This window comes from Oribacterium parvum ACB1 (assembly GCF_000238055.2).
In the GTDB taxonomy this organism is placed as follows: domain Bacteria; phylum Bacillota; class Clostridia; order Lachnospirales; family Lachnospiraceae; genus Oribacterium; species Oribacterium parvum.
The window spans coordinates 1187623-1213524 of record NZ_KE148312.1 but is presented as its reverse complement, the minus strand read 5'-3'; the positions used below and the strand labels follow the sequence as shown (position 1 = coordinate 1213524).

The following is a 25902-nucleotide window of genomic DNA, read 5'->3' as shown; positions in this document are numbered from 1 at the left end:
CTGCAAAAACAAAAATAGTTCAAAATAAGGAAGGAGGCAGGGGTGGGGTGGGAGAAAAAAAACACTCAGCTTAAATCCATTTCCGAAATCTGTTTTCGCATATCTTCTAAGATAACGAAAAATTCCCGTGAAGAATAACGACTGACTCCCTTTCCGGAGAAGGCCTGTACCTGTACCGCCTGATCCGAAGTCACGACGCTGACCCTCCTTCCCTTTTCCGAAAAGTCCTTAGCAAGCTTTGTGAGTGTAAAATCCGCCGATTCTCCTTCTTTTGTAAAAATGAGCTCGAGGTTCTTTCCAAACTGCTTTCTGCTTCCCTGATTTCCTTTTACATGATAGGCATCAAAAATCAGATAAACCTCTTTGTCATAAAATACCGCATACTCGGATAAAAGCTGTACCACCTTTTCCCTTCCGGCCATGAGATCTTCCGTCGCAAGCTCCTTTAAGTCATTTTTCGCGAACATAAAATTATACCCGTCCACAAGAAGGATTTCCTTCTTCCCGGGACTCCACTTTCTTTCATACTGTGCTCTGGCTTCTCTCTGCTTTTCTTCCTTTTCCTTCGACAAAACAAGTTTTTGCTCGGAAAGCAAGGCTTCCTGCCCCCGGTTTCGAATTGGGCCGAAGGTCTTTAAGAAGATTTCTTCCAGTTCTATATCGCTGATGAACTCTCCCGTCTTCTCCTTCTTCTTAGGCAAAATCCCCCTCTCGATACATTCCGCCTCTTCTCTGCCGTAGAAAAGAGCTTCCCAATCTTCCTCATCGCCCATGCGTTCTATGAAAACTTTCCTTTCCTTCTCTTCTTCCATTTCCGCAAAATGAGAAAAATGATAGTCTGCATCGATTCCCCTTCTTTGCAGAATCTCGAGAAACTCCGGCAAGCTTTCCCCCGGCATCTTTCCTTTTAGAAGGACCTTTTCCTCTTCCATAAAAAGCTCTTCCTGCTTTCCGGAAAGTCTTTCAATCTCTTGGAGAACCTGCCCCGTAGTATCCTGCTCTGTTCGAATCGCATAGGAAAAAACAGGAGAATAGAGATGAAGCCCGGCATTGTTCTTCGCCATGTTAAGAGCCTCCCAAAGAGCTCCTTTTAAATCCATATAATAGGAACGGCTTTCCGTCCACTCTGCCTCCAAAATCTCTATCCGATAGTTAGTAAAGGGTCCTGAAAAAGCCGGGCCTCTTAGGTCCAAGTCTTCCCATTCATTTTGTAAAAGACTGATCCAGTCCTTTTTTAGAGAACTCTTTTCCGAAATAGAAAGAAGACCTCCTGCTTTTCTTCCTTCGCTTTTCAGTATTTCTTCCTTTTGCAATATTTTTTCTTTTTCGGACAAGGTATAAGAAAGAGGTGAAAGTCGTATAAAGATTCCAAAATAATGCCCCGGACTTTCTATGACGGCTCTTCCGTAGGCTTCTTTCCGCGGACCTTCCCCGTACACAAGCTCCGGCGCGGAGAACTCCAGTTCCTTCCCGGTTCTTTTCTGAAAAATGTTTTTCATAAGCTCTCTTTGCAGATTTCCGAGAGAGTTCAAAAGGACCGTCCTGCTTTCTTCTTCGATATGCAGCTTCCACTCCGGAAATTCCTTCGCGATGGCCGAAATCTCACGAGCGTAGCGCAGAATATCATCTCCCTCTATCGTAAGCTTCAGTCTGAAAAAACCGTTTTCTTTCGTCTTATTCCCGGCCTCTTCCGGAAAATATCCTTGATTGACCTTTTCCGACACAGGGCAGGAAAAAAGCATACCCGGTTCAACAAGAGAAATCTCATCATAGCGCTCTCCCTGCTCCATACGAAGCTCCGTCAGCTTCTCTCCTTCTATCCATTCCTCTCTAAGAGCCAAACTCCCCTTAAAGAGCCGTCCTTTTGCAATTCTTCTTCCCTTTTCGTCGTGGGTGATTTTATATATAAAGCCTGCCTTCTCGGACTTATCTCTTACTGTCTTTACCCCTCGTTTTTCCTCAATTTTCTCCTCTCTTTTCTCCTCTCTTTCTCTCCCTGTCCCATCTTCTCCTGCTTCTTCTTTTCTTTTTTCCGCTTTACGCATCACAGTAAGCGCGGAAAGGGCCTCTAAAAATGCGCCTATCCCCTCTTGTTGCAAGGCAGAGCCAAAAAAAAGCGGCATCAGTTGTCTCTTCTCTATAGACTCCACTACCGTCGAAAGCCTAAGACTCCCTGTTTCCAGATACTCTTCCGTGCTTTCCAGATTGGAAAGGGCAATAGACTCAAGAAAATCACATTGCGCCGGATTCTTTTCCGGAAAATCATTTTGAAAGGAATCATTTTGAAAGGAATCATTTTGAAAGGAATCATTTTGAAAGGAACCCTTTTGGAATAATTCACCTCTAGACAAATCATCTTGAAACAACTCTCTTTGAAATAAATGGAAATCCAGGATATTTTCCTCCGGGAAATTCCTTTTCAAGTCCTCCAGCAAGTCTTTTTTATCCCCGTGGAAAAGATCCATTTTGTTGACAAAGAAAAAGAGTGGAAGCCCTGCCTCCTTCGCAAGTGTCCAAAGCTCCTTTTCCCTCTTTCCTATCCCTTCCTTCGCGTCCAAAAGGAGTATCCCATAGTCTAGAACCTGCAGAGCACGCTCCATTTCTCCGGAAAACTCTCTGTGCCCGGGAGTATCCAAAAGAAAAAAGCGCTTATTTCCCCTTGAAAAATAAACACTCTTTGCATAAATGGTTATCCCTTTTTTTCGCTCCAGCTCATCATGGTCCAGATGGCTGTCTCCATGATCTACACGACCCTTCTTTGAAATCTGCCCGCTTTCAAAGAGAAGGCTCTCCGAAAGACTGGTCTTTCCCCGATCGACATGGGCTAAAAGCCCGATTACAATATTTTCCATTGTTCTTCCCTAAAGTAAATCCTCGCGCCGTCCGCCCTGAAAATTCCGCTTCTCAATATCCTTTATATACGGTCCAAGTACTGCATCAGTTTCTCCAGACACTCTTCCGCCGATAAATTCTCTTCTTCCAGTGTGAATTCGGCATATTTACGGTAGAGTGCCGTTCTTTCTTCGTAAAGATCCTTTAACGTAAAGCCTTCCGGAATCGCTACCCCGCGCTTCACCGGATCACCGATTCTTTTTTCCATTTCCTCATAAGGGACATGCAGGAAAATAACCTTCGAAATCTCCCGTAAATGCTTCATCGCCCTCTCTCCATAGCAGATGGATCCTCCCGGAGAAATGACCGTATTTTCCACGGAAAGAGACGCCCCCGCCTCTTCTTCTATCCGAAGAAAGCCTTCTCTGCCCTCCTCCGCGATGATCTCTCTTAAGAGCTTGCCGGTATTTTCCTGAATCAGCGTATCAAGATCCAAAAATCGCATCCTTCGTTTCTTCGCAAGCATCTTTCCGAGGACGCTCTTCCCGCTGGATGGCATCCCGATTAAACATATATTCATTCCTTCTTCCTCTTTTTGCTTCCTACAGCAATTGTTATTCAGGCTTATTCCTGCACAGCCTCGTAGAATGCTTTTATGAATACAATCCAGTGATTTCCGAGCTATCCTCTATAGCAAAGCGTTTGGAGGCTTCGGCACTTGCAGAAAACGAGCGAGAGCGAAGTTCGATGCTTAGTGCCGCTAAGCCGGAACCGAGCGAGAGCGTCTTTGCGGAAGAGGATGCTCGGGAACCACTGATGATTTATTATAATTATAACTGTTCCGCAAAAAGAGAAAGGGGCGGAATCAGCTGTTTCTTTCTGGAAACCAGCTCGGGAATTCGTGCGGAATAACCTTCTACGCTCTCCCCGTGAAGCGTATAGACCACCTTTTCGCTCTCCAGGGAGAAGGCCATATTGATCAGCTCTCCGGAACGGGGACCTACTGCAAGAAGAATCGTATCCTGACGAAGAATATTCGTAAGCATCACAAAGGCCATGTTCAAATTCTCTTTTTCCAGAGCGCTCTTCGCAAAATGCAATAGTCTCTCTTTTAAACCGTCCAGCTCTTCTTCATTTAGAGAAGTGACCTGGCTCACACCGAAACGAATCTTCCCTGCGGTAAAAATCTTAAAGTCCTGATAAAAGATTTCTTTATCTGTCTTTTGTTTTAAATTGGAGCCTGCTGCAAACATTTCCATTGCATAAGCCTCAATATCGACGCCCGCAATTTTTGCAAGCTCCCGTGCAGCCTTCTCATCTTCGGGTGTACAGGTAGGGGAACGAAAGAGCAGAGTATCGGAAATGATGGCGGACATCAGAAGCCCTGCCGTTTTCTTATCCACCTTCACTCCATTTTCCTGATAGATTTTGTAAATAATGGTGCTGCAGCAGCCCAAGGGCTGATTTCGGAAGCTGACAGGAGAAAGAGTCTGTATGGTTCCCAGCCGGTGATGGTCGATAATCTCCAGAATCTCTGCATTTTCCATCCCTTCCAACGCTTGCCCGAGTTCGTTATGGTCTACCATAATAACCTGTTTTCCATGGGCACCCATCAGGTTTCTACGGGAAATCATCCCGAGGTATTTTCCTTCCTTACTTAAGACCGGGAAGTCTCTATGCCTTTTACTCGCCATAACTTCCCGGATATCATCTACATAGTCTTCTTCCTGAAAACTCAGGATTCCTTCCTTCGTCATGAAGAAGTCAATCGGGATAGATTGATTGATGAGGCGTGCCGCCGTATAGGCATCATAAGAAGTTACCATGATGATCATGCCGTTTTGCTCGGCAAGGTCACGGATGGTCGGAGAGGCATTTGCTCCTTCACAGATAATGATGCAGTCCGCACCGTTATCTAAAGCGGAGAGCTGACTTTCCGCTCGGTTTCCGAGGATTACAATATCATGCGGTTCAATATAGTAATTCATCATCTCCGGATTGGCTGCCGCAATCACGACCTTTCCCTTTTGGCAGAAGCGTTCAATATCTCCCGTAATCCGGGTTGCCTCCAGGGTTTCTAAAATATTCTTATACTGTGTCTTCGCCGTAGAAATGATAGCGGAATCATAGACATTCATATAGGATTTTGCGATATCCGAAATTGTAATCAGCCCCTCTAATATTCCTTGCTTCGTCACCGCAGGAAGAGTTACCACATGACTGTCCCGCATAATCTGGTAGGCCTGTTTTAAGGACATATTTTTCGGGACACCCGGGGTTTTCCGATAAGCCACGTCCGAAACCTGTGTTTTGACACTCTCCAAGAGGCGCGGCTTTTCTTCCTTAAAATAATCAAGGACAAAGCTTGTCTCCGCATTCAAGCTACCTGCCCTGCAGGGGATATAGTGATTCGTTTTATTGTATTTATTTTTAAAACGGGCATAGGAAATGGCGGCACAGATAGAATCCGTATCCGGATTGCGATGGCCTGTGACCAGAATATCTCTTTCCGTATTATGGGACATCTTAGCTTCTTTCGTTGGCATAAGTCCTTCCTTTCTCCACTACTCTCTTGAAAAATCTTATTGCAAGTACTGCACTCTGTCAAGGATAGCTTGACAGTGCTATGGTATGCTCGTTATAATTCCAATGTAGTTTTAAAAACTACATTATTTTTTAAAAAAGACAATACTATTCTCTTCCGGTGTTTTATCACGCAAGAGATTTTTAAACCTATAGATAAGAAAGGGGAGGACTTATGTCATACCAAATTATTGCCGACAGCTGTGGAGATTTTACGGAGGAAATGCAGAAGAATCCCGTCTTCCGTAGCGTTCCCCTCACCCTGGAAATCGCTTCCTACTCCATCTTGGATGATGAGCATTTTGATCAATTGGATTTTTTAAAAAGAGTTAAGGAATCTCCTGTCGGACCAAAGACCGCTTGCCCCTCTCCGGAAGCTTTTCAGAAGGCGATTGAAGATTCGGATGCGGAAGAGGTCTATATTGTGACTCTCTCCGCTAAGCTATCCGGAACCTTTCAGGCTGCAACAATAGGGCAGAGCCTTTACGAGGAAAATGCCGGAGAAGAAAAGAAAAAGGTTCATATCTTTAACTCCAATTCGGCAAGTGCCGGAGAGTGTAAACTCTGTATGGAGATTCAGGAATTAAAGGAAGCAGGAAAAAGCTTTGAAGAAGTTATCTCCCTAATCGAAAAGGAATGTTCCGAAATCACCACCCTTTTTGTACTGGAAAGTCTGGACACCTTGCGGAAAAACGGACGCCTTACCGGTGTGAAATCTTTCCTTGCCAGTGCCCTAAACATTAAACCCGTAATGGGAGCGGTAGATGGTGCCATCGTACAATTCGGGCAACAAAGAGGGATGCAAAAAGCGCTCAAGAAAATGGTGGAGCTTGCCGTAGAAAAAGCAGGTGGAGTCGATGCCGTAAAAAATAAGCGTCTCGTCATCACTCATGTAAACGACCCGGAAAGAGCAGAGCAGGTAAAGGCTGATTTCGAAAAGGCGGCAAAGTTTAGAGATATTGTGATCACGAATGCAAGAGGAGTCGCTACCATCTATGCCAACGACAAAGGGATTATCGTAGCCCTATAGAATGAATCGTAAAGGGACTGTAAAAAATCAAAATAATAAAGGAATTCTTTGCAATATAGGTCTGAATGCAGGGGTAGTCTGAGCCCGTCGGTACTTGCGAAAAACAAGAGAAACGCAGTTTTTCGCTTAGTATCCGTTACGTGGCGAAGCTAGCGAGAGCGTGCCCCAAGTTCAGACCTATATTGCTTAGAAAATTATTTTAATTTTTTTACAGCCCCTTTTTATTTCTTCTTTCTATTTATCTATCTTCACATACTCCTGATACACGGAAAAGAAGAAGTCCGCCGTGCTGCCTTCTCCGGCGTGCAAGTCGATTGTCTTCCAGAAAGGCTCTCTGAAACGCACAATATGCTCTTTCTGATATGCATCATAGCTTTCATTAAAGCGCAACACTCGAATGGATTGCTCCAGTCTTTCTTTTCTATCCTTCGTCGCCTCTTCATCATAGGAATCCAAACATTTAATGATATAAAACTTGCCGTTTTCCGAAACAATGTCGGAAATTTCATTATTGTTCAAGGAAAATGCCGTTTCATAGACTTTATCTTCCTTTTCTCCGAAGGAAAGTTGCTTTTGAAACTCCGGATCCTCCGAATACTGTCTTGCATAGTAGGTGAAGTTTGCTCCGCTTGTTCTCACCTTTTCCAAGAGATCTCTGGCCGTCTCTTCATCACTTACGACAATCTGCTCTATCCGGATTACCTTGGATTCCGCCGCACTCAGCTCCGTATCTACCTTGGAAAGAAGTGCGTCCACCGTTTTTTCCGCCGTAAAATAAGCGGTATACATATCCACTACATCCTTTTCCGTACAATCTCCGAAAAAGACCTTATCTTCCTCGGACAGGGAGGTGTAGAACTTATTTGCCGCCTTTCGTATCCCTTCCATCTCCGTACTGTTGGGCTGGATTCCCTTTTCCTCCGCAAGGAGATTTAAGGTACGGATATCCTGCAGAAATTCTTTGGTTTTATCAATAAAATAGGCTCCATAAGTTTTTTCCAGCTGTCCCGTAATTGGAATATTCCAAACTTCCGGCCCCATGATATTTTGGTAACGGTTTCTTTCCGATCCGAGAACCAGCATGGCTTCCGCCTTGCTGTAGCCCGGTACATTTTCCGTCTTCCCGCTTATGGCAATTCCTTTACAGGAGTTGAAAAACAAGACGGAAAAAAGCAATACGAAAAAGAGATAAGAACGAAATCCGACTCTCCTTCTTCCCTCTTTAAATAAAAATAAATTCATATAAATATCCCATTATGAGTGCTATCATAAGTCCCAAAATAGCCCCCATTAAAACCTGTAAAGGGCTGTGTCCGACGTACTCCTTCAGCTTCTTTTCAAACTCTTTTCCGGTCCAGGAGAAAGGATTATCCAATAAAAGCCGGTTTAAAATCACGGCCTGCTTTCCCGTCTCTCGCCTCACTCCTGTCGCATCATACATAACTACAATAGCAAAGATCAGTGCCACTGCAAAAATAGCACTGTCTACACCATAAGATACACCGGCAGCGGTAGCCAAAGCAACAACCGTCGAAGAATGGCTGGAAGGCATCCCGCCGGATCCGGTCATTCTTTCCCAGTTTATTCCTTTATTGAAATAGGCATCAATAGCTGTTTTAATAAGCTGCGCCACAAACCAGGAAACAAGTGCCGACATCAGTAAATAATTTGATAACAACTGTTCCATGAAAAAGCCCATGTTTCGCTTTCTCTCTATCCCTTTCTATTTAGCGGAATCACGATTTATTCCGCCTGTTCCACTTTTCTTCCGTCAGGGGCAAAATCACAAAGTAATACTAAGTACCAAGCCTTATCTCCACTCTACGAGCCAGTCATAGAGTTCCTGATACTGTAATGCGGAGCTCTTCCATGAGAAGTCCGCCTTCATTGCTCGACTCACAAGTCCTCTCCAGGACTTCTTATCGTCATAGTAAATACGCTCCGCATATCGTACACACGCCATCATTTCATGTGCGTTGTAATTGGAGAAAGAGAAGCCCGTACCTTTCTTCTCATATTCATTAAAGGGCTCTACCGTATCACATAGTCCCCCCGTCTCTCTTACGATAGGAATCGTTCCATAGCGCAGTGAAATCAACTGAGAAAGTCCGCAAGGCTCAAAAAGCGAAGGCATCAGGAAGGCATCACTGCCGGCATAAATCTTGTGACTGATTTCCTCCGAATAATAAATCTGTGCGGAGACCCGATCGGGATACTTCCATGCAAAGTAGCGGAAGAGGTTCTCATAATGCTCATCTCCGGTTCCCAAAATCACAAACTGTACTCTATCCTGACAAAGCTCATCAAAAACACGCTCCACAAGATCCAAGCCCTTTTGGTCCGTAAGTCTCGTTACCATGGAAATCAGCATCGTCTCATCATCTACGGCAAGTCCAAGACTCTCCTGCAAATCCCGCTTGTTCTTTCCCTTTTCCTTATGCACGCTTACCTTATCATACGGATAAGCAAGGTAAGGGTCTCTCTTCGGATTCCATGCATTGTAATCAATTCCGTTTACAATACCGCGAAGGTCATGGTCTCTTGCCTGTAAAAGCCCCTCCAGCCCTTCTCCATAGAACGCGGTCTGGATTTCCTTCGCATAGGTCCTACTTACCGTTGTGATGGCATCCGCATAAACAAGACCGCCTTTTAAGAGATTGGCATCCTTCTTAAATTCGAGCTTATCCGGAGTAAAATAGTAGTCGGAAAGCTCTGTAAAACGCTGTATCGTCTTCTTGTCCCAAGTTCCCTGAAAGCGCAGATTGTGAATTGTAAAAACAGAGCGAATAGAACGGAAGAACTCCCCTCCCGCAAAACGATCCTTTAAAAGAACCGGTACCAATCCCGTCTGCCAATCATGGCAATGAATTACATCCGGATGAAAATTCAAAAGCGGCAAAGCGGAAAGAGCGGCATAACAGAAAAAGCAGAACTTTTCCAGATCCCAGTACCAGTTTCCATAAGGCTTGTTTCCGGCAAAATAATATTCATTGTCTATAAAGTAGTAAAGAACCCCGTCCACTTCCTTCTTCAACACCCCGACATAACGGGATTGTCCCATATAGTCCATGTAAAAGTGCGTTACATACTGCAGATTGTTCCGGTCATCTTCCTTCATACACATATACTTGGGAATCATGATTCGGGCATCAAAATAGTTCTTGTCTACCTCTCTGGGAAGAGAACCCACCACATCCGCAAGACCACCGGTCTTAATAAAGGGAACCGCTTCCGACGCCAAAAATAGTATATTTTTCATCTTGAACTCCTTCGCATTATTTCCGTTCTGCTTTCTTCTTCAAGCTTCTTGCATTCTGGAGAGCTTCCTCAGTCAGATCCTCCCCCCCTAAAAGCCTTGCAAGCTCCTCAACAGACTCCTCTTCCGACAGTGCGTGAATCTCTGTTTTCGTCTTTCCGTCCACTACATTTTTTTCAATGAGAAAATGCCTGTCCGCCTTCGCTGCAATCTGCGGCAGATGTGTAATCAAGATAACCTGGTGCTTTGCTGCTATCTTTTGCAGCTTCTCCCCCACCTTTTCCGCCGTTCTTCCGGAAATACCGGTATCAATCTCGTCAAAGATAAGAGTCGGAACCGCATCCGTATCAGCCAAAACGGTCTTAATGGAAAGCATAATACGAGAAAGCTCCCCTCCACTTCCCACTTCTCGAAGCGCCCTAAGCGGCTCTCCCGGGTTCAAACTGACGAAACATTCTACCTCATCAAAGCCCTTTTCCGTAATCTCCTTCTTTTTTTGAAACTGAAAGGCAAATTGTGTATCCAGAAATCCCATATCCTGCATTTCTTTTTGGATGAGCTTTTCCAACTCTTTTCCAACCTTTTGCCTTACTTCGGACAGGGCTTCCGCCTTCTTTTCCAGCTCTTCAAAAGAAAAACGCAATTCCTTCTCCGCCTTTTCCCGTTCTATCTCATAGTCTTCCAGAAAACGTTTCCGCTCTTCCTTTTCCGTCATCGCCTTTAAGGCCTTTTCCTCCGAACCGCCGTACTTCATCATCACGGTACGAATCGTATCCAAACGTTCTCCCAGAAGATGGAACTTCTCCTCGTCCACTTCTGCATGATCCAGATAATGTGCTGCTCCTCTTAAGCAGTCTTCTCCTACCGCTTCCAGCTCGTAGGCAGTATCCAATAGATTCTGTAAAGAATCATCATATCCGACTGCTTCTTCCAGTTCTTTTACCGGAGCGTGAAAATCCATCCCGGAAAGATTGTCCTGTACGCGTAAAAGCAAAGATTTCAGATGATCCATATTCTCATAAAGGGAGTATTCCTTTGCAATCCGCTCCTCTTCTCCGACTTCTAAAGCCGCATTTTGCAACTCCTCCAACTCAAAGTTCAGAAAATCCAGTTCTCTCAGTCTTTCCGTATCGGGAAGTCGATACTGTTCCAGCGCTTTTTTCTTCTCCCGATAGTTTTCGTAACTTGCCTTTACCGCAGAAAGAATCGTTTCTCCCTTTCGTTCCAGATAATTATCTAAAATCGCAAGCTGTGCTCCTTCCTTAAGAAGGCTGTAATGCTCATGCTGGCCGTGCAGATCCAGGAGTTCCCCGCTGATTTCCTTTAACTTTCCCAGTGTTACGGCAAGGTCATTTACCCGAATATCCGACTTTTTCTCAGAAATCTTTCTGCGAATGAAAAGGCTCCCCTCTTCAATCTCCAGGTCTTCTTCCAGCTCTTCAAGTGCCTTCTCCTCTTCCTTCTTTAACGAAAAGGAAAGCTCGATTACGGCCTGCTCCTTCCCGTGACGAATCATATCTTTATTCGCCTTCTGCCCCAAGGCAAGCTGAATGGAGCCGAGCAGGATAGACTTTCCGGCTCCGGTTTCTCCCGTTAATATATTTAAGCCGGGGCCGAATTCGACAAGCGATTTCTCAATCAATGCCAAATCCTTCACCATCAGTTGCTCAAGCATGCTCTTCCTCCTTTTTGAGGATTTCTTTTATAATGAAGCGCAGTCTTTAGGGAATGTATACCATTCTGTCGGCTCTTCTTCATCGTTCCCCTTTCTGAACGCACTCTAAACCAATGCCATCTTCTCTCTTAAAGTATGCAGAAAGCTTTCTCCCGAAAACTTCACCAGCACCGTCTCTTCTTTAGCCTTTTCAATAATGATCTTGTCTTTGGAAAACAGTTCCACAGGCTCTTCCCCATCAAAGGAAAGGACCTGATCTCCTTTTTCCATGATAATCTCCAGCACACGACGATCATCCAAAACCACCGCTCTGTTGTTAAAGCTGTGGGCACAGATGGGATTCATGATATAGACTTGTGCTTCCGGAGAAATAATAGGGCCTCCCGCAGATAAATTGTAAGCAGTCGATCCGGTGGGGGTGGAAATAATGATTCCATCCGAAGAATATCGAACCAGCTCCATACCGTCGCAAAACACCTGAAAATGATGAATACTGACCCCTCTGACTCTGGAAAACAGAATTTCATTCAAAGCAAGACGGGAAAAAATCTCTTTTCCCTCCCGAACGATCTTCCCTCGTAGCATGGACCTCCGGTCCTCAACATAGTCTCCTGCCAAAAGTCTTGTAATTGCACCGTCTATTTCTCTTCTCTTCCGAATCTCGGTCAAATAGCCGAGGTGCCCGGTATTGATGCCCAAAATAGGCACTTCCATCCCTTCCAGCACTCCCGCCGTATGTAAAATCGTACCGTCTCCTCCAAGAGTAATGATGCAATCGGTATTTGTAAAATCATCCCTTTGAAAATTTTTATTTAAAAACAGCTCCGGATGAATCTTTCTCTCCGCAAGATTCTGCAAAATAATATTCTGAAAACTCTCCGCATCCTCTTTTTTTTGATTCACAATCAGTGCCAGTTTCATTTCATCAGACCTTTCTAGTATAACAATCTTAGCCTTAAAAAACCATCTGTAGATTTCATCTTATTTTACACGATAATCCCTGTCTTGCCTATACTTCATAATCGGACAAGCTTTTCTCCACTAAAAAACCGCAGTCTCTTCATGCATCCCTTACGCTCATCCGAGCATGCACTTAAAAACAGCGGTTTCCGGATTCCCACCTTCCCTCTCTCTAACGAACTATCGTTTTCTACCGGGCTATGGAAATGACCTTATTAAGTTAATTATTCTTTTCCTTATCCTCTAACTTATTCTGCTTACGTATTCTCTTATGTGTTTTCTTACTCGTTTTCTTACTTAATCTCTTAGTCTTCGTTTTCTTACGTATTCTCTCAGTCTTCCTTTTCTTTCTTAAGCTCTTCTTTCATCTCCTCTTTGTGCTTCTTAACTTTGTAAAGCCAAAGGAGAAGACTTCCCGTCGTAAAAAGCGTTGCAAGTCCGTAAAGCATCATACTGCTTTCATCGCTAGTCGCCATTTTCCTTGCTAGTCGTAGAGCTTTGGGAATCACTCCCTGTAATTTTCCGACCATTCCTCGCTCTGCCCCCAGTACCTCTCTTTTTTTTGTATGAGGCGCAGACAGCTGATTGGATGGAGGAAGTCCTTTTTCGGAAAGAGCCAAAGACTTTTCCGTCTTCGTCGCCTTATAGGAGTTTATAAAGGTAAAATACTCCGTTTCTTTATTTTCCCCTTCCTTCTTCCCGTGAACAATTGCATAAAGGTAAGGAGAAACTGCATTTCCTTTGGCATCCATATCCGCTTCCAGCACTTCTATCTCCAAGTCATAGACCGTTCTGTCATAGTGAAAGCCCTCATAATTTTTCTGTTCCTGCTTAATCTTATAAAAATATCGTCCCGGGCTATAAAACAACATTTTTCCGAAGCTGCGATCTTCCCTTCTCGATTCACTTCGAATATCCAGATAGTAGGGTTCCGGCAAAGTTGCGTTGGGACTCTCAACAGAGGGCTCCATATAGACACGAAAATCCGTAACGGGAGTATCATCTCCAAGCAGTTCCACACTAAAGGGAATCTCCACTTTCACCGGTGGAAGTGTGCCGAAGGCACTTTCTCCCGCTTTTGAGGAAAAGACCAGCCTCAAAGAAATCATCAGGGCAAACACAATTAGGCAAACGATTCGTTTTCCCCTCCCCATATTTTCCCTCTCTTTCTATGGATTGATACGGGCAAATACCACCATTCGTCCATTGGTGGAAGCAGAGACACAAGTGGATAAGCTGATAATCTGATCTGTATCCTTTATATTAATCTCTCTATACTGTTGGGCATTTTTCCGGATATATCCCAGAAATCCTCCCATATTGCCATCCTTATCCAAAACATTGTAGATGTAGGGGTCATAGGCATCCCCCTCAAAACACGCAAAAATCTCCAACTTCCTTATCTTGTCCGGTAATATCAGGCTTCCTGTCCGATGCGCTTCGAAATATTCCGGTTCAATGAACTGCATTACATCTCCGTACATCCCTCCACTATCCATGTGGTGTCCGTATGTCAGGATATAGGGGTCGGAAAAATCGGGCTTGTTCCGGTAGCTCATAAAAATGGAACCGGAAAGGGAAAAGTTCCCCATTACATCTTTATTGACATATTCCATATCGTTCTCCCCCTGTACCATAGGGTAGTCAATATGGGTATCGTCAATGGTAATCCAAGCCCGAACATCTTCATTTATCATAAGGAGATCTTGGAAGCTTAAGCTTCCATCCTTATCTGCGAAGGGCTTTAACGCCATCAGTTCATTGTTCAGAAAGCCCTCCTGCATGGTCATATAGGTATACCAAAGGGAGAAGCTTCCGTAGCTCATCAGAAGAACCATGAGTATTACCGCAAAAATGACGATTACTTTGTCCCCGACTTTCGCGGCAATAACGCCAATGTTCATCTTCCGCCTCCCTTGTTATTCTTCTTTTCTCTTAGTAAGGAACATAAACGCCATACTAATGGATACAAAAATCATCATGGCATACGGCACTACCGTAAGGACTACACCGGTCGGCGTAATCTCATCCACATGGTTGTGGTAGAGAAGACCCAAATCATTCGCAGTCAACTGTCTGGTTACTTCAGCGGAGAAAGAATCCGGGTCTGTAGAAGTAGCATCCGGCTTTAAAACCTTGGTCGGCACCGTAATGGTGGTATCCTTATTCGCATCAATCAAATCAACGGACTTATAGCCGGTCAAATCTGACTTTACCGCACCGACAAAGTTCTTGTTCTGCTCCTTTACAACCACTGTAGTGCTCTTCGGTAAACCGATGATTTCCACCTCTTCATCATGCTTCAAATTCCGCACCGCTGCGTTAAATTGATCAATGGTCATAATCTCATAAGTATTGGGAGCTGTCGCAGTGAATCCCGGATACTTTACCTTAATTTGCATATCTTTGTTGTCATTTCCTGCAACGGTCTGTGTTGCGCCGTGCAATAGTTGAATCGTAAAGGGGAAAAGTGTATCCGTCGGTACCAAACCGGAAATTTTCTTTTTAATCTTAACCTTTCTCGGGATATACCTTGTATAACCCTGTGGAGTAAGCTTACCATTTCCTTTTTGTTTACCGCCGTCAAAACCGGAGTTCTTGTGCTGTGCCCACTTATTTCCGGTTGCATTATGATCCTTATCCGTATCTCCGCTATGCATTACGTAACCATAAATTTCATACGTTATGACTCCTGCGTTATCTTTTGATCTGACATAAACATCCAAAAAACGCTCTCTTTGATAAGGAACATCTGTTTCGCCTGCTCCATTATCTCCTTTTCCGCCAATATCTTCCACATCGGTCTTATTGGCTCCCTCCGGATCACTCTCTGTAATAACGAAGCGATATACTCCCGGTTTTGTAAATTGCGTAGTGTCAAAGCTGAAGCTGACCGTCTTGGTAAAGGTCTGTACATCCGGTGCTGTAATCACAGCGGTAGGAATATTATAGGTATCCGCCTTAAACTCCGCCGTCTTCTCCGTACCGCCTGTAATCTGTGCCGCTTGTCCGGGCTCTACAAGGATTGTATTGGTTCCGTCCGAAATCGTAGTTGTCCCCTTTTTGTAGGTCGCCGCAACATCCGGAGCGAGACCGGCATTAATGGTGTCTACTGTACCGTCGTCTTTTACCGGACGAATCGTATATTTCCATTTAACATAGGGTTCATCTACAGCTTCCGTTCCTCCATCTTCCACCAAAATCACCTTATCAAAGGATACCGTGTTTCCCAAAGCTTGACCGGTCGAGTGTACACCGACGTTTGCAGTTCCTGAACCTCCAAAAAAACTAAGGTTCTGGTCTGTATCAAAGTCTCTCGCAAAGCCCGTCGCTCCCATGGCGATGACCATGATTGCCGCTGCTGCGCAACCCAGCCATTTTTTCATTCTTTTTTTCATCCTTCTCCCTCACCTCTTTCTTTATGCTGCTAAACCCTGCCTTCCTGCAGATGTAAATGCTTTCCAACCGCAGTTCTCGGCTTTACCGTTCCTTTTTCTCCTGCTTTTCATCCTCTATTTTCTGCAGGGGAAATATATTAAAATACTACCTCATGTATGTATATCGGTATTATTTTTTAATATATAAGGCAGTTTTATCTTATCGAATGATTATTTTTGAGGGAACGAAAGCCTGATGAAGTCTGCTAAAATCACTTTTTTCATACAAAAAAGGGGCTGTAAAAAAATCAAAATAATTAAGATATTCCTTGCAATATAGGTCTGAATGCGGGGGTAGTCTGAGCCCGTCGGTACTTGCGAAAAACAAGAGAAACGCAGTTTTTCGCTTAGTATCCGTTACGAGGCGAAGCTAGCGAGAGCGTGCCCCAAGTTCAGACCAATATTGCTTAGAAAATTATTTTGATTTTTTTACAGCCCCTTCTTCTATTGAAATGTATTGTTTTTTAGTTTACTGCACGCATAGAAGAACAGGTAAAGTAGAAAATCTGTCTATCCTTTGCAAGCTCCTGCAGTAAAGCAAGACCTTTCTTTCCTTTTTCATCATCAAAATGACTGAAGGGATCATCCAGGAAGAGGACCGGCTTTTCTCCCGGGAACATAGCATCAAAAACAGCGAGCTTTAAAGCAAAACGACAGAGATCCTGTAAGCCCTCACTAAAATACGCCAGATTCCTACGGATTCCCCTTTCTATAAACTCAATTTCCAGCTCATCCGTAATGGCAAATTCCTGCTCCACTCCGCATAGTGCATGGAAGTAGTGAACAAAGCCCTCAAGGATTGGCCCTCTATACTCGGAAGAAAAAGCTTCCTTTGCCTTCTCCATGTATTCTTTGCATGCCTGGAGGATGTGAATCCGCTCCTCCATTGCAATTCTTTCCTCTCTTGTAGCTAAAAGTCTTCTTTCCTGCTCGGACAGGGCTTTCAGGCTTTCCACCCGATCTTCCCTTTCCTCTCGCTTCTCCCTGATTCTGTCCCGTAAGAACTCCTGCTCTTTTCTTACTGCATCAAGCTGTTTCTGACTCTCTTCCAGGGAAACATACTCTTCCTCGGAGATTTCCTTTATTTCTCCTTCTTTTTCCATAAAAGCAGCCAACTCTTCTTTTCTTTCTTTCTCTTCCTTTTCCAAGGAAAGCATATCCTCCAGCTTATGGAAACGGGTAAGCAACTCTTCCAAAGATAGAATTCTAAGGGACTCCGTCTTTCGTCTTTTCTCTTCTTCCAAACTCCTCTTTCCTACGGCCCGCTGTTTTTTCTCCTTCTCTCCGTAAAAAACGGCAAAAGCAATGCAGGACAAAAGCAGCGCAATCAAAAGAGAAAGACTTCCGGGAAGCGGAAGAGGGAGACCTGCAATTTTAAGAACAAAAAGAAGGAGAAAAAGTCCTGCAATAAAAAGCAGAAGGAAGGGAAGCGGATTTCTCTTCTCTTTCTCTTCCTCTACTTCCGGAAGAACAGACTCAACAGGCTGTTCGGCCTCCTTCTTTAGTAAAGCAATCTTCTCTCTGAGCTCCTGCATCTCCTCCTTCCAAAGATTGTCCCGCTCTAAAGAGCTTAAATCCTCGTATCGCTCCTGATAATACCATTTTTTTGCATTTTCATAGCGGAAACGGGCCTTTTCCAACTCTTCCGAAAGTTTCTTGTACTCCACTCTTTTTCCAAGGCTCTCCTTTTCCAGAATGCCCTTCCGGACTTCTTCTGCCAGCTTTTCTTCCTCTTCTTCCTTCTTTCTGCTCTCTTCTTCCAGACGAAGCACTTCTGTTTCTAAAGCAAGCGCCCGTTCCTCCTCTTCCTTCTTTTGGAAGAGTCCTATACCAAGACTCTCCTCTTCCATTTTCTTCTTAAAAATGGCACCGGTTCGTCGATTCGGGGAAAGTGCATTGATGGCATCTTTTAAAGTATCCTGCACCTTCTGGAACTTCTTCATATCTTCGTCATCATCGGAAACATTTCCAAGCTTTGCATGTACGGTTGAATTAAAGTGAAGGGAAAGGTCCTCATGGCTGATCATGCAAACCCTTTGAAAGGCTTCACTATCCAGGGAAAACAGCTCTTCTCCTATATTTTCCGTAAAATCATGGCTATCCTTCCCGTTTTCCTCCAAGAGGCGAAAGCTGTCCTCCGCCTTTCTAAGTCCAAAGCTCCTCTCCAGGATATAATTCTTGCCATTTTTCTGAAAATGGATATTCCCGCCGAAGCTTCCGCCTTGAAACGGCATGTAATGCTTCCTCTCATTTTCGGAAACATCCTGCTTTCTCTCGCCGGATAATCCGTAAAATAGGATGTGAAAGAAATGCATAAGGGTAGTCTTCCCTTCTCCATTTTCCCAAAGGAAAGGATTTAAGCCCTCCGAAAAGTCGAAGTTCTTCTCCTTCCACTTTCCAAATTGTGCTATATGACAAGATTGGATAATCATAATTCTTCTCCCTGTAAAAGCCCGATTCCGAGCAAAATAATCTTTTCCTTTTCCTCTTCACTCAAGCTTTCGCTATCACTGACCATGCGTAAAAACTCACCCTTTAAGCTCTTTTCATGGATATAATCTTCTTTTCGAAGCACAAGCCGACTTTCTTCCTTGACTTCTACATAAGAGAATCTCTCAGAAAGTGCTCTCTCCAGATAGCGAAGATTTCGTTCTCCCTCGGGACTCTTTTCCCCCTTTAAGAGAATCCTTAGGCTGTCTTTCTCCGTACAAGCCTCTTCCTTTATTTTTTCTTCTATCTTTTCCAAGGCGGAGAGGCTGTCGTCTTCTTCACAAAGCTCCAACTCTAAAATCCGGAACTCCCCCTCTTTTATGGGAATAAATTCCGTTTGGATTTCCTTCGTTTCTTCATTTACCTCCAGATAGAAAAATCCCTTCTCTCCCTCTTCATCAAAGCCTCTTCCCTGCAGACAACCGGGATATGCATACCGTATGCTGCCAAACTGTCCTTCTCCCCTTTTATGGATATGCCCAAGAGCAAGGTAATGAACAGGGTAGCGGGAAAGTGCTTTTAAGGAGATTCCTGCATTGTCCTGCACCTCGTTTTCCGCATCCTTATCCTGCTGCTCTTCTCTGTCTCCCCATGTATCTCTGCCCTGCTGTACTTTTCTATCTGTCTGGGCATTTCTATCCTGTTTAGTCCTTCCTTCGCTTCCGAACCCTATACCGGAATCAGAATCTAAAGGATATCGTATGTCCGACTCGGTAAGCTCCCCATGCAGCATGAAAAGATTGCAGTCCTCTTCCTTGAAATCCCAAAAGGACTGCCCCGAAAAACCGTCTTTGTTTCTTTCCGTACTTCCGTAATACTCTTTTCCTGCCAAAATCAACTTCTCATTTAAGCGATATTTCTTCCCTCCCTTTGAAAAAAGAAAGAGATTCTTCGGCAGGTTTTCCTGAAAGCGAAAAGTATTTTCCGTGTCATGATTCCCTCTTAAATAGAAGAAGGAAATATCGGGATTCCGCCTAATTGAAGAAAGAAAAATCTCCATCGTAGAGCGGGATACTACTGCACTGTCAAATAAGTCACCCGCTATCAAAACAGCCTGTACCTTTTTCTCTATACCATAAGAAAGGAGCCTGTTCCAAGCCATAAGTAAGTTCTGCCTCCTCTCCTCCGCCTCTTCCTTCGAAAAGCGGGAAGAAAATGCAGAATCCAAATGCAAATCCGCTGTATGTATCAAACGCACCATGAAAAGTCCTTCCTTCGTCTTATCCTGTTCTTATAGTGTTGTTATCCTATTTCTACGCTGTTCCTATCCTGTTCTTATTTCATTCTTCCTCTTACAGCATCATAACCGCTCGGTCCAAAATCCCCGTCATCTTTGCCATAGCAAGTCCATAATTGCAGATGGGAATCTCCCTATCCAGAAAATCCCGGTACCGAGATTGTACTTCTCTTTCACTCAGCATACAAGCACCACAATGAATCATCAGCCTGATTCCTTGGCGTTTTTCTTCAGAGAGAAAGCCCTTTCCTCCTGTAAAAACAAAGTCAAGAGTTTTTCCGCTGTATTTCTCAATCATTCTCGGAAGCTTCACCGTACCGATATCTCCGCACTGTCTGTGATGGGTGCAACCTTCCGCAATATAGATCTTATCCCCTTCTTCCAACGAATCCAAAGTCGCACAGCCTTCCATTGCATAATCCAGAAAGCCCTTATATCTTGCCATAAGAATAGAAAAGGAAGTTAACGGGATATTCTTCTTAAGGATGCTTTCCACTTCTTTAAAGACCTGCGAATCCGTTACCACAAGCTTCACTTTGTTTCCGAGGCTTTCCATAACGGCTTTTAATTCCTCTACTTGCGTAACTATCGGGATGGCATGGTAATCGAGAAGATCTCGGATTGCCATCTGCTCAGGTAAAATAAGTCTCCCCTTCGGTGCAGACTCATCAATCGGTGTCACAAGAACAATGAAGTCTCCTGCTTCCACAAGGCCGGAAAAAAGTCTTCTTTCTTCCGTTTTAGGAAGAAACTCTGCCAAAGCAGTTTTGATTTCTTCAATGCCTTTACTTCGCTTATCGACTTCGCTCTCCTTGCTTTCTTCGCTTCCGGAAGTATATTCTCTGCATTCACTCCCCTTATCTCCTCCGGTTCCGGTAAAATCACCTCTTCCCTCCGAAAACAGACCGGAGATAAGCTTTATACTTTGGATGCCGTATTCTCCCTTTTTCTGTTCTAAGGTTTCCAGTGCTTCTTCCAGCACTTCCCTCTCCGTTTCGCTTAATCTGTCTGCTTGACTGAAAATCAGCATCACAGGGATATGTTCCTCTTTAAAAACTTCCAAAAGGAGCCGTTCCGTTTCAGGAATCAGCTCCTTTCCGCTTTTCGCCTTTGTAAGACTCTGTTTTTTTTGCTCTGAAACTTTACTATGAGTAAAAACAGAAGGAGACTTCTCCTTTTCAAGTCCCCTTTGAAAAACCCCGGCATTTTCCTCTATAAAAACCTTCGCAGACAAAACAAGCAACGCGATATCCGTCTCACGAATTACCTCTTTACTGCGAGAAACACGCATTTTCCCAAGACTTCCTTCGTCATCGATTCCCGGAGTATCAATAAGAACTACGGGGCCAAGGGGCAATATTTCCATGGATTTTCTGACCGGGTCAGTCGTTGTTCCGAGGGTCTTGGAAACGAGGGAAACTCTCTGCCCTGCAATAGCATTGATCAAGCTCGATTTCCCTGCATTCCTCCTTCCGAAGAAGCCGATATGAATACGCTCACTTTGCGGTGTATCCTGTAAGCTCATAGTTCCTCCTTAAAGTGAAGATAATGGAGTTAAACTTTCTTCATTTTGCATTGCCATATGGGGACACGCTCTCGCTAACCTCGCCACGTAGGGGTTCTAAGTTTTTACAATACCAAAAACTAAGAACCCACGGGCTCAGATTGTCCCCATACGGCAATCACAAAATAACAGAAAATCATCTACTTCCAATTTTCATATATGAAACTAGAAATAGAAATCCCTTTTGTTGGACTGATAGATACTCTCGATATGTTCCCCTGCAATTCTCATTCGCTTTTCGTTCGGAATTGTAGTCAGTTCCTCTTTGATCAGCTCTTCTCCGCTTTTTCTGGTTTCGGGACTTGCATAGTCGGTCAGGTACTCTGCCAAGGTCATTAAAGCATTCGGGTGACAGCAGTTTTGAATCTGTCCTGACTTACAAAGTGCCATAAAGCGGTCCCCGGTTCTTCCCTCTCTATAGCAGGCAGTGCAGAAAGAGGGGATGTAGCCAAGGTCCATAAGCCACTGGACCACCTCATCGAGGGTTCTTTGATCGGAAACATCAAACTGCTCTGTATCATGCGGTCTTTCCTCATCCGTGTAGCCGCCCACCGAGGTTCTGGACGCACCGGAAATCTGAGAAATCCCCATAGAAAGTGCTTTTTTTCGCACTTCTTCGGACTCTCTTGTGGAAATAATCATACCGGTATAGGGTACGGCAATACGAATGCACGCAATAATCTTCGAAAAAATCTCGTCATCAATTCCGTTATCAAACTGAGTCGGATCGATGTCGTCCGCCTTCTTCAGTCTCGGCACGGAAATGGTATGCGGTCCTACCCCGTGCACCGCCTCCAAGTGCTCCGCGTGCATGAGGAGTCCTGCAAATTCATAGCGATATTTGTCGAGGCCGAAGAGCACGCCGATTCCCACATCGTCGATACCGCCTTCCATGGCTCTGTCCATCGCTTCCGTGTGATAACAGTAGTCGTGCTTCGGGCCGGTCGGGTGAAGCTCCTCATAGGCTTTCTTATGATAGGTCTCTTGGAAAAGAATATAGGTTCCGATTCCTGCTTCCTTTAACTTTCTATAGTTTTCCACCGTGGTCGCGGCAATATTGACATTGACTCTGCGAATGTCTCCGTTCTTATGGTGGATGCTGTAAATGGTCTTGATACTCTCTAAAATATATTCAATCGGATTATGTACCGGATCCTCTCCCGCTTCCAGAGCGAGTCTCTTATGCCCCATATCCTGTAGAGCAATGACTTCCTTTCTGATTTCCTCCTGCGTAAGCTTCCTTCTTGCAATCGTCTTGTTTTTCGCGTGATATGGGCAATAGGTACAGCCGTTTACACAGTAGTTGGAAAGGTAGAGCGGAGCGAAAAGCACGATACGATTTCCGTAAAAGGCCAGCTTGATTTCTTCCGCAAGTTTGATCATTTTTTCATTCAAATCCGGAATTTCACAGGCTAAAAGGACAGAGGCTTCTCTATGATTCAGTCCTCCGCAGTGTAAGCTTCCGTTTGGATTGTAAATGGGTTTTGCTTTTTCTAAGATCGATTCGATATAGGCTCTGTCGTTCTTCTTTTCGTCTGCAAAACGAAGAGTCTCCAGAATTTCCTCATGGGAAATGAATTCTTCCGCTTTTAAAGATTTTGGATTGTAGTTCATGATGCTCCCTTCTTTCGGTCCGAAGATCTTTTTGAATTTAATGAGGAAATCTGCCACAATTCCTCTCTTTCCCTCATTGTCGCAGTAAATCCTTCTAACGAAAAAAGAAGTATTCCCTTCGACTTTTATTCAAAAAAGAACCATTCCGTTCAGATAAAATAAATAGACTGTTTTAATATTATAATTTGTTTCTGCACTTGCTTTTGTTTCTCTCGCTCACAGCAAGGCGGTCTGTTGCTCATTTACTTTTTATTGTTCCTTTTACTTTTTGTTGCTCTTTTTACTTTTTATTCTATTTCGCTCTCTTTCTCTTTTTTCGCATCCCCCCTATCCACTAAAAGTTCCGCTCCGATTGCTTTCATTTTCTTCTCTAAGTCCGCTCTGCACTGTGCAGACTCATCTCCCGTACAGATTTTATTGTCGTAAAGGAGATATTTCTTCCTGACTTCTGTCGGTGAGAGATTCGGCATGAGCACATTGGCCCCGGAAAGAATCCCCAGCTCCCTTCCATGCTCATCAATCGTGCCGAGGGCCGTTGTTGCCGGAAGAAGGAGATTAGGCTTAATGAGCCGAAGAAGTGCTAAAAGAAATAAGGTCTCTCTAAGACTTCCCGCCTTCTCCTTTGCAAATCTTGTTGCGTGCTGCGGGATAAATGGTCCGATTCCGCACATATCCGGCTGAAATTCCTGGATAAAGTAGAGGTCCTTCGCCAAGGTCTTTACCGTCTGATGAGGAGAGCCTACCATGAAGCCGCAGCCCACCTGAAAACCGATTTCCTTTAAATCCTGCAAGCAACGCATCCTTCTCTTCCAGCTTAACTCCTTTGGATGGAGGTACTGATAATGTTCTTCATCCGCGGTTTCGTGACGAAGCAGATAGCGATTCACCCCCGCCTTATAGTATTTCTCATAGGACTCTCTGGACTTTTCCCCGATAGAAAGGGTTATCGCACAGTCAGGGTATGCTTCTCGAATTGCCGTAACAATGTCCACAATACGCTCATCCGTAAAATAAGGATCCTCTCCTCCCTGCATTACAAAGGTCCGAAATCCGAGGCGATAGCCCTCCTCACAGCAGGAAAGAATCTCCTCTTTAAAAAGACGATACCGCTCCACCTCCGCATTTTCCCTTTGAATTCCGCAGTAGTAGCAATTGTTCTTACAGTAATTCGTTAGCTCAATGAGTCCTCGTGTATATACTCCATTTCCGTAATGCTTCTCCGTGCATTCCTTCGCAAGGCTTCTTGCGAGTTCTTCATCTTCCTCCGTCCTCTCCTGAAGAATCTTCTCATAGGCGGAAAGACTGAGTTGATGCTTTTCAGAAAGAAGATGCAAGAGTTCGGAAATACTTTTCCCCTTTTCTTCTGAATACGGAATATATCCTTCCTCACCCTCAGACGGAAAAAGCGCCGGAGAAAAGCTCTCTCTACACACTGGCATAGGCCGTTTTCACGCTGATACCGGAAATGTTTCCGATTTTTCCAGCAAGTGCGGAAATGGTATCATTGGGAGCATCCAAGGCAATCGATACGATATGCAGATTTTTCTTCTCGTAAGGTAAACCCATTCTTCCCACGATATAGTTTCCGTATTCATGAAGAAGCGTATTTAACTCCTCCACGGAATCCCGATTTTCCACAATAATCGCCATTACGGCAATTCTGTTTTCCTGTTCCATTTCTTAAGCCTCCTATACATAGTCTGTCTAAGCTTCAATATTCTTCTAAAAAACAAGTTCCCCAAAGACGGCTTCCCTTCTTCACTTTAAAAAAGGCTTGATTTCCAAAGAAAATTTACACTTTGATTTTCTAAGTATAGCATATTTACAGAATTGATAAGTATTCGTATTTATAACAAAATCCGACCTTGTTTTTTGTGAAAAAATAACGAGATACCGCAGGTTTTGCGCGATATCTCGTTATGAATTAAAAAAGGGGCTGTAAAAAATCAAAATATTTTTCTAAGCAATATAGGTCTGAATGCGGGGTAGTCTGAGCCCGTCGGTACTTGCGAAAAACAAGAGAAACGCAGTTTTTCGCTTAGTATCCGTTACGTAAGGACAAACTTTTCATCAGAAAAGTTGTCCTGTACAAGACCAACTTCCGAAGGAAGTTGCTTTGTGAAGCAAAGTGAGCAATGGGCTACCGAGCCCATGCTCAGTCAGGCGAAGCTAGCGAGAGCGTGCCCAAGTTCAGACCTATATTGCTGAAAATTTATTTATCATTTTAATTTTTTACAGCCCCTTTATTTTATATCCTCATTTTTATGCAGGCAACTCAATCCAGAAGTCTAAGGCATGACCGATTAGCTCCTGCGGTTCCACTTTAAATTCTTTTGCAAGTTCCTTTAAACGATCGTCCACCAGATACTTATTCTTTTTTTCATAGGCGGCAAGACGTTCTCCGCGAAGAAAGACTTCACTGATGCCGTGCGCCTTTGCCCCTATTTTCCGCATCATGCTGATGGAAGATTCATTATCCGCATCAACTCTTCCGCGGAATATCCTCTCTCCTGTTCGCCGCTTTAGAGCCTTCATCAACAGCTGTAAACTCTCCGGTCCGATTCCCTGTCCCTGATACTCTCTTTTTAATGCAATTGACAGTTCCCAAGGCTTTGCCTGGAGATTTCGAATTCCGCAATATCCTAAAAAGACACTGTTTAGATCAAAAATACTATAGTAGGCTTTATTTTTCTGAAAGAAGCTCTCCCAAACTTTCTCTAAAAAGCTTTCATCCGTAAATGCTTCTTTGATAAAGGAGGAGTCATACTCCACCTCCAAGTACCCCCTACAATCTTTTTCGGAAATCGCAAGAAGACAGAGTCTCTCCCCTTCGATTAGCAACTCCCCTTCTCTTGGCAAAGCACTCGGGTCGAAGCTGGGACTCCGTTTTTCGGGGCAATCTTCTTCACAAAGTGTTATATCTTCCTGCAAGTCAGAAAAGAGGCTGCCAAACCCCTCAGCTGCCCCTTCCTCCTCGTCATAATCTATATGTAATCTGTCTTGTCTTTCTTCCAGTCGGTCTAACAGCTCTGAAAACATCATTTGTTCCTTCAAATGAATGTTTCTATCCTCCTTCTTCATTTTCATAGGCACCTCTTTCTGTAGGTCGCCAATCTACATTCTTTTTTATTATTCTACTCCTATGAATTACGACTTTCTAGAGGATTTTGCTATAAAAGTTTTTTGAATAGGCTATTGATTTTTACATATACTCTAAGTTAAAA

General features: G+C 44.0%; 19 protein-coding genes. 1 reads left to right on the top strand and 18 read right to left on the bottom strand.

Features of this window, described 5'->3' with window-relative positions; all coding sequences use genetic code 11:
* Positions 1-65 precede the first annotated feature (65 nt).
* The 3 genes from HMPREF9625_RS05515 to HMPREF9625_RS05505 all read right to left on the bottom strand — a co-directional run bounded on the left by HMPREF9625_RS05515 (position 66) and on the right by HMPREF9625_RS05505 (position 5357).
* A complete protein-coding gene (locus HMPREF9625_RS05515) occupies positions 66-2852 on the bottom strand; it encodes an NYN domain-containing protein (protein WP_009534903.1) in 2787 nt (928 codons plus the stop codon).
* A gap of 62 nt (positions 2853-2914) precedes the next feature.
* Entirely contained in the window at positions 2915-3412 is a 498-nt protein-coding gene (locus tag HMPREF9625_RS05510) for a shikimate kinase (RefSeq protein WP_009534904.1), read from the bottom strand.
* A 250-nt stretch (positions 3413-3662) separates the two neighbouring features.
* A complete protein-coding gene (locus HMPREF9625_RS05505) occupies positions 3663-5357 on the bottom strand; it encodes a putative manganese-dependent inorganic diphosphatase (protein ID WP_036569804.1) in 1695 nt (564 codons plus the stop codon).
* A 233-nt stretch (positions 5358-5590) separates the two neighbouring features.
* On the opposite strand from HMPREF9625_RS05505, the gene HMPREF9625_RS05500 reads away from it, so the two are divergent.
* Positions 5591-6445, top strand: coding sequence for a DegV family protein (locus HMPREF9625_RS05500; RefSeq protein WP_009534906.1), 855 nt, complete (start codon positions 5591-5593; stop codon positions 6443-6445).
* 234 nt (positions 6446-6679) lie between these two features.
* Here the strand turns inward: HMPREF9625_RS05500 and HMPREF9625_RS05495 are convergent, their stop codons facing one another.
* The 15 genes from HMPREF9625_RS05495 to HMPREF9625_RS05425 form a co-directional block, all read right to left on the bottom strand.
* Positions 6680-7687, bottom strand: a complete 1008-nt coding sequence (locus HMPREF9625_RS05495) for a peptidylprolyl isomerase (RefSeq protein ID WP_009534907.1) — start codon at positions 7685-7687, stop codon at positions 6680-6682.
* A complete protein-coding gene (locus HMPREF9625_RS05490) occupies positions 7668-8144 on the bottom strand; it encodes a divergent PAP2 family protein (RefSeq protein ID WP_009534908.1) in 477 nt (158 codons plus the stop codon). Before HMPREF9625_RS05490 ends, HMPREF9625_RS05495 begins: the two co-directional genes overlap by 20 nt.
* A gap of 111 nt (positions 8145-8255) precedes the next feature.
* Positions 8256-9704 (bottom strand): glycogen synthase GlgA, encoded by a 1449-nt coding sequence (glgA, locus tag HMPREF9625_RS05485; RefSeq protein ID WP_009534909.1) that lies wholly within the window; start codon positions 9702-9704, stop codon positions 8256-8258.
* A gap of 16 nt (positions 9705-9720) precedes the next feature.
* Positions 9721-11376 carry a DNA repair protein RecN gene (gene recN, locus HMPREF9625_RS05480; protein ID WP_009534910.1) on the bottom strand — a complete coding sequence of 552 codons (1656 nt, stop codon included), beginning with the start codon at positions 11374-11376 and terminating at the stop codon, positions 9721-9723.
* 105 nt (positions 11377-11481) lie between these two features.
* Positions 11482-12297, bottom strand: coding sequence for an NAD(+)/NADH kinase (locus tag HMPREF9625_RS05475; RefSeq protein ID WP_009534911.1), 816 nt, complete (start codon positions 12295-12297; stop codon positions 11482-11484).
* A gap of 371 nt (positions 12298-12668) precedes the next feature.
* Positions 12669-13490: a sortase B protein-sorting domain-containing protein gene (locus tag HMPREF9625_RS05470; protein ID WP_009534912.1), complete on the bottom strand. Its 822-nt coding sequence runs from the start codon at positions 13488-13490 to the stop codon at positions 12669-12671.
* 15 nt (positions 13491-13505) lie between these two features.
* Positions 13506-14240, bottom strand: coding sequence for a class B sortase (srtB, locus tag HMPREF9625_RS05465; RefSeq protein WP_009534913.1), 735 nt, complete (start codon positions 14238-14240; stop codon positions 13506-13508).
* 15 nt (positions 14241-14255) lie between these two features.
* Positions 14256-15734, bottom strand: coding sequence for a hypothetical protein (locus tag HMPREF9625_RS05460; protein ID WP_009534914.1), 1479 nt, complete (start codon positions 15732-15734; stop codon positions 14256-14258).
* Between the two features lie 503 nt (positions 15735-16237).
* Positions 16238-18205 carry an ATP-binding protein gene (locus HMPREF9625_RS05455; RefSeq protein ID WP_009534915.1) on the bottom strand — a complete coding sequence of 656 codons (1968 nt, stop codon included), beginning with the start codon at positions 18203-18205 and terminating at the stop codon, positions 16238-16240.
* The gene (locus tag HMPREF9625_RS05450; protein WP_009534916.1) at positions 18202-19464 is read right to left on the bottom strand and encodes a metallophosphoesterase family protein; all 1263 of its coding nucleotides are present in this window, start codon (positions 19462-19464) and stop codon (positions 18202-18204) included. The genes HMPREF9625_RS05455 and HMPREF9625_RS05450 overlap by 4 nt, the downstream gene beginning before the upstream one ends.
* A 91-nt stretch (positions 19465-19555) precedes the next feature.
* Positions 19556-21025: a GTPase gene (locus HMPREF9625_RS05445; RefSeq protein ID WP_009534917.1), complete on the bottom strand. Its 1470-nt coding sequence runs from the start codon at positions 21023-21025 to the stop codon at positions 19556-19558.
* Positions 21026-21229: 204 nt separating this feature from the next.
* Positions 21230-22678 carry a [FeFe] hydrogenase H-cluster radical SAM maturase HydG gene (gene hydG, locus HMPREF9625_RS05440; RefSeq protein WP_009534918.1) on the bottom strand — a complete coding sequence of 483 codons (1449 nt, stop codon included), beginning with the start codon at positions 22676-22678 and terminating at the stop codon, positions 21230-21232.
* A gap of 287 nt (positions 22679-22965) precedes the next feature.
* Entirely contained in the window at positions 22966-24117 is a 1152-nt protein-coding gene (hydE, locus tag HMPREF9625_RS05435; RefSeq protein WP_009534919.1) for a [FeFe] hydrogenase H-cluster radical SAM maturase HydE, read from the bottom strand.
* Positions 24104-24355 carry a TM1266 family iron-only hydrogenase system putative regulator gene (locus HMPREF9625_RS05430; protein ID WP_009534920.1) on the bottom strand — a complete coding sequence of 84 codons (252 nt, stop codon included), beginning with the start codon at positions 24353-24355 and terminating at the stop codon, positions 24104-24106. Before HMPREF9625_RS05430 ends, hydE begins: the two co-directional genes overlap by 14 nt.
* A 585-nt stretch (positions 24356-24940) precedes the next feature.
* Positions 24941-25765 (bottom strand): GNAT family N-acetyltransferase, encoded by an 825-nt coding sequence (locus HMPREF9625_RS05425; protein ID WP_009534921.1) that lies wholly within the window; start codon positions 25763-25765, stop codon positions 24941-24943.
* Positions 25766-25902 lie beyond the last annotated feature (137 nt).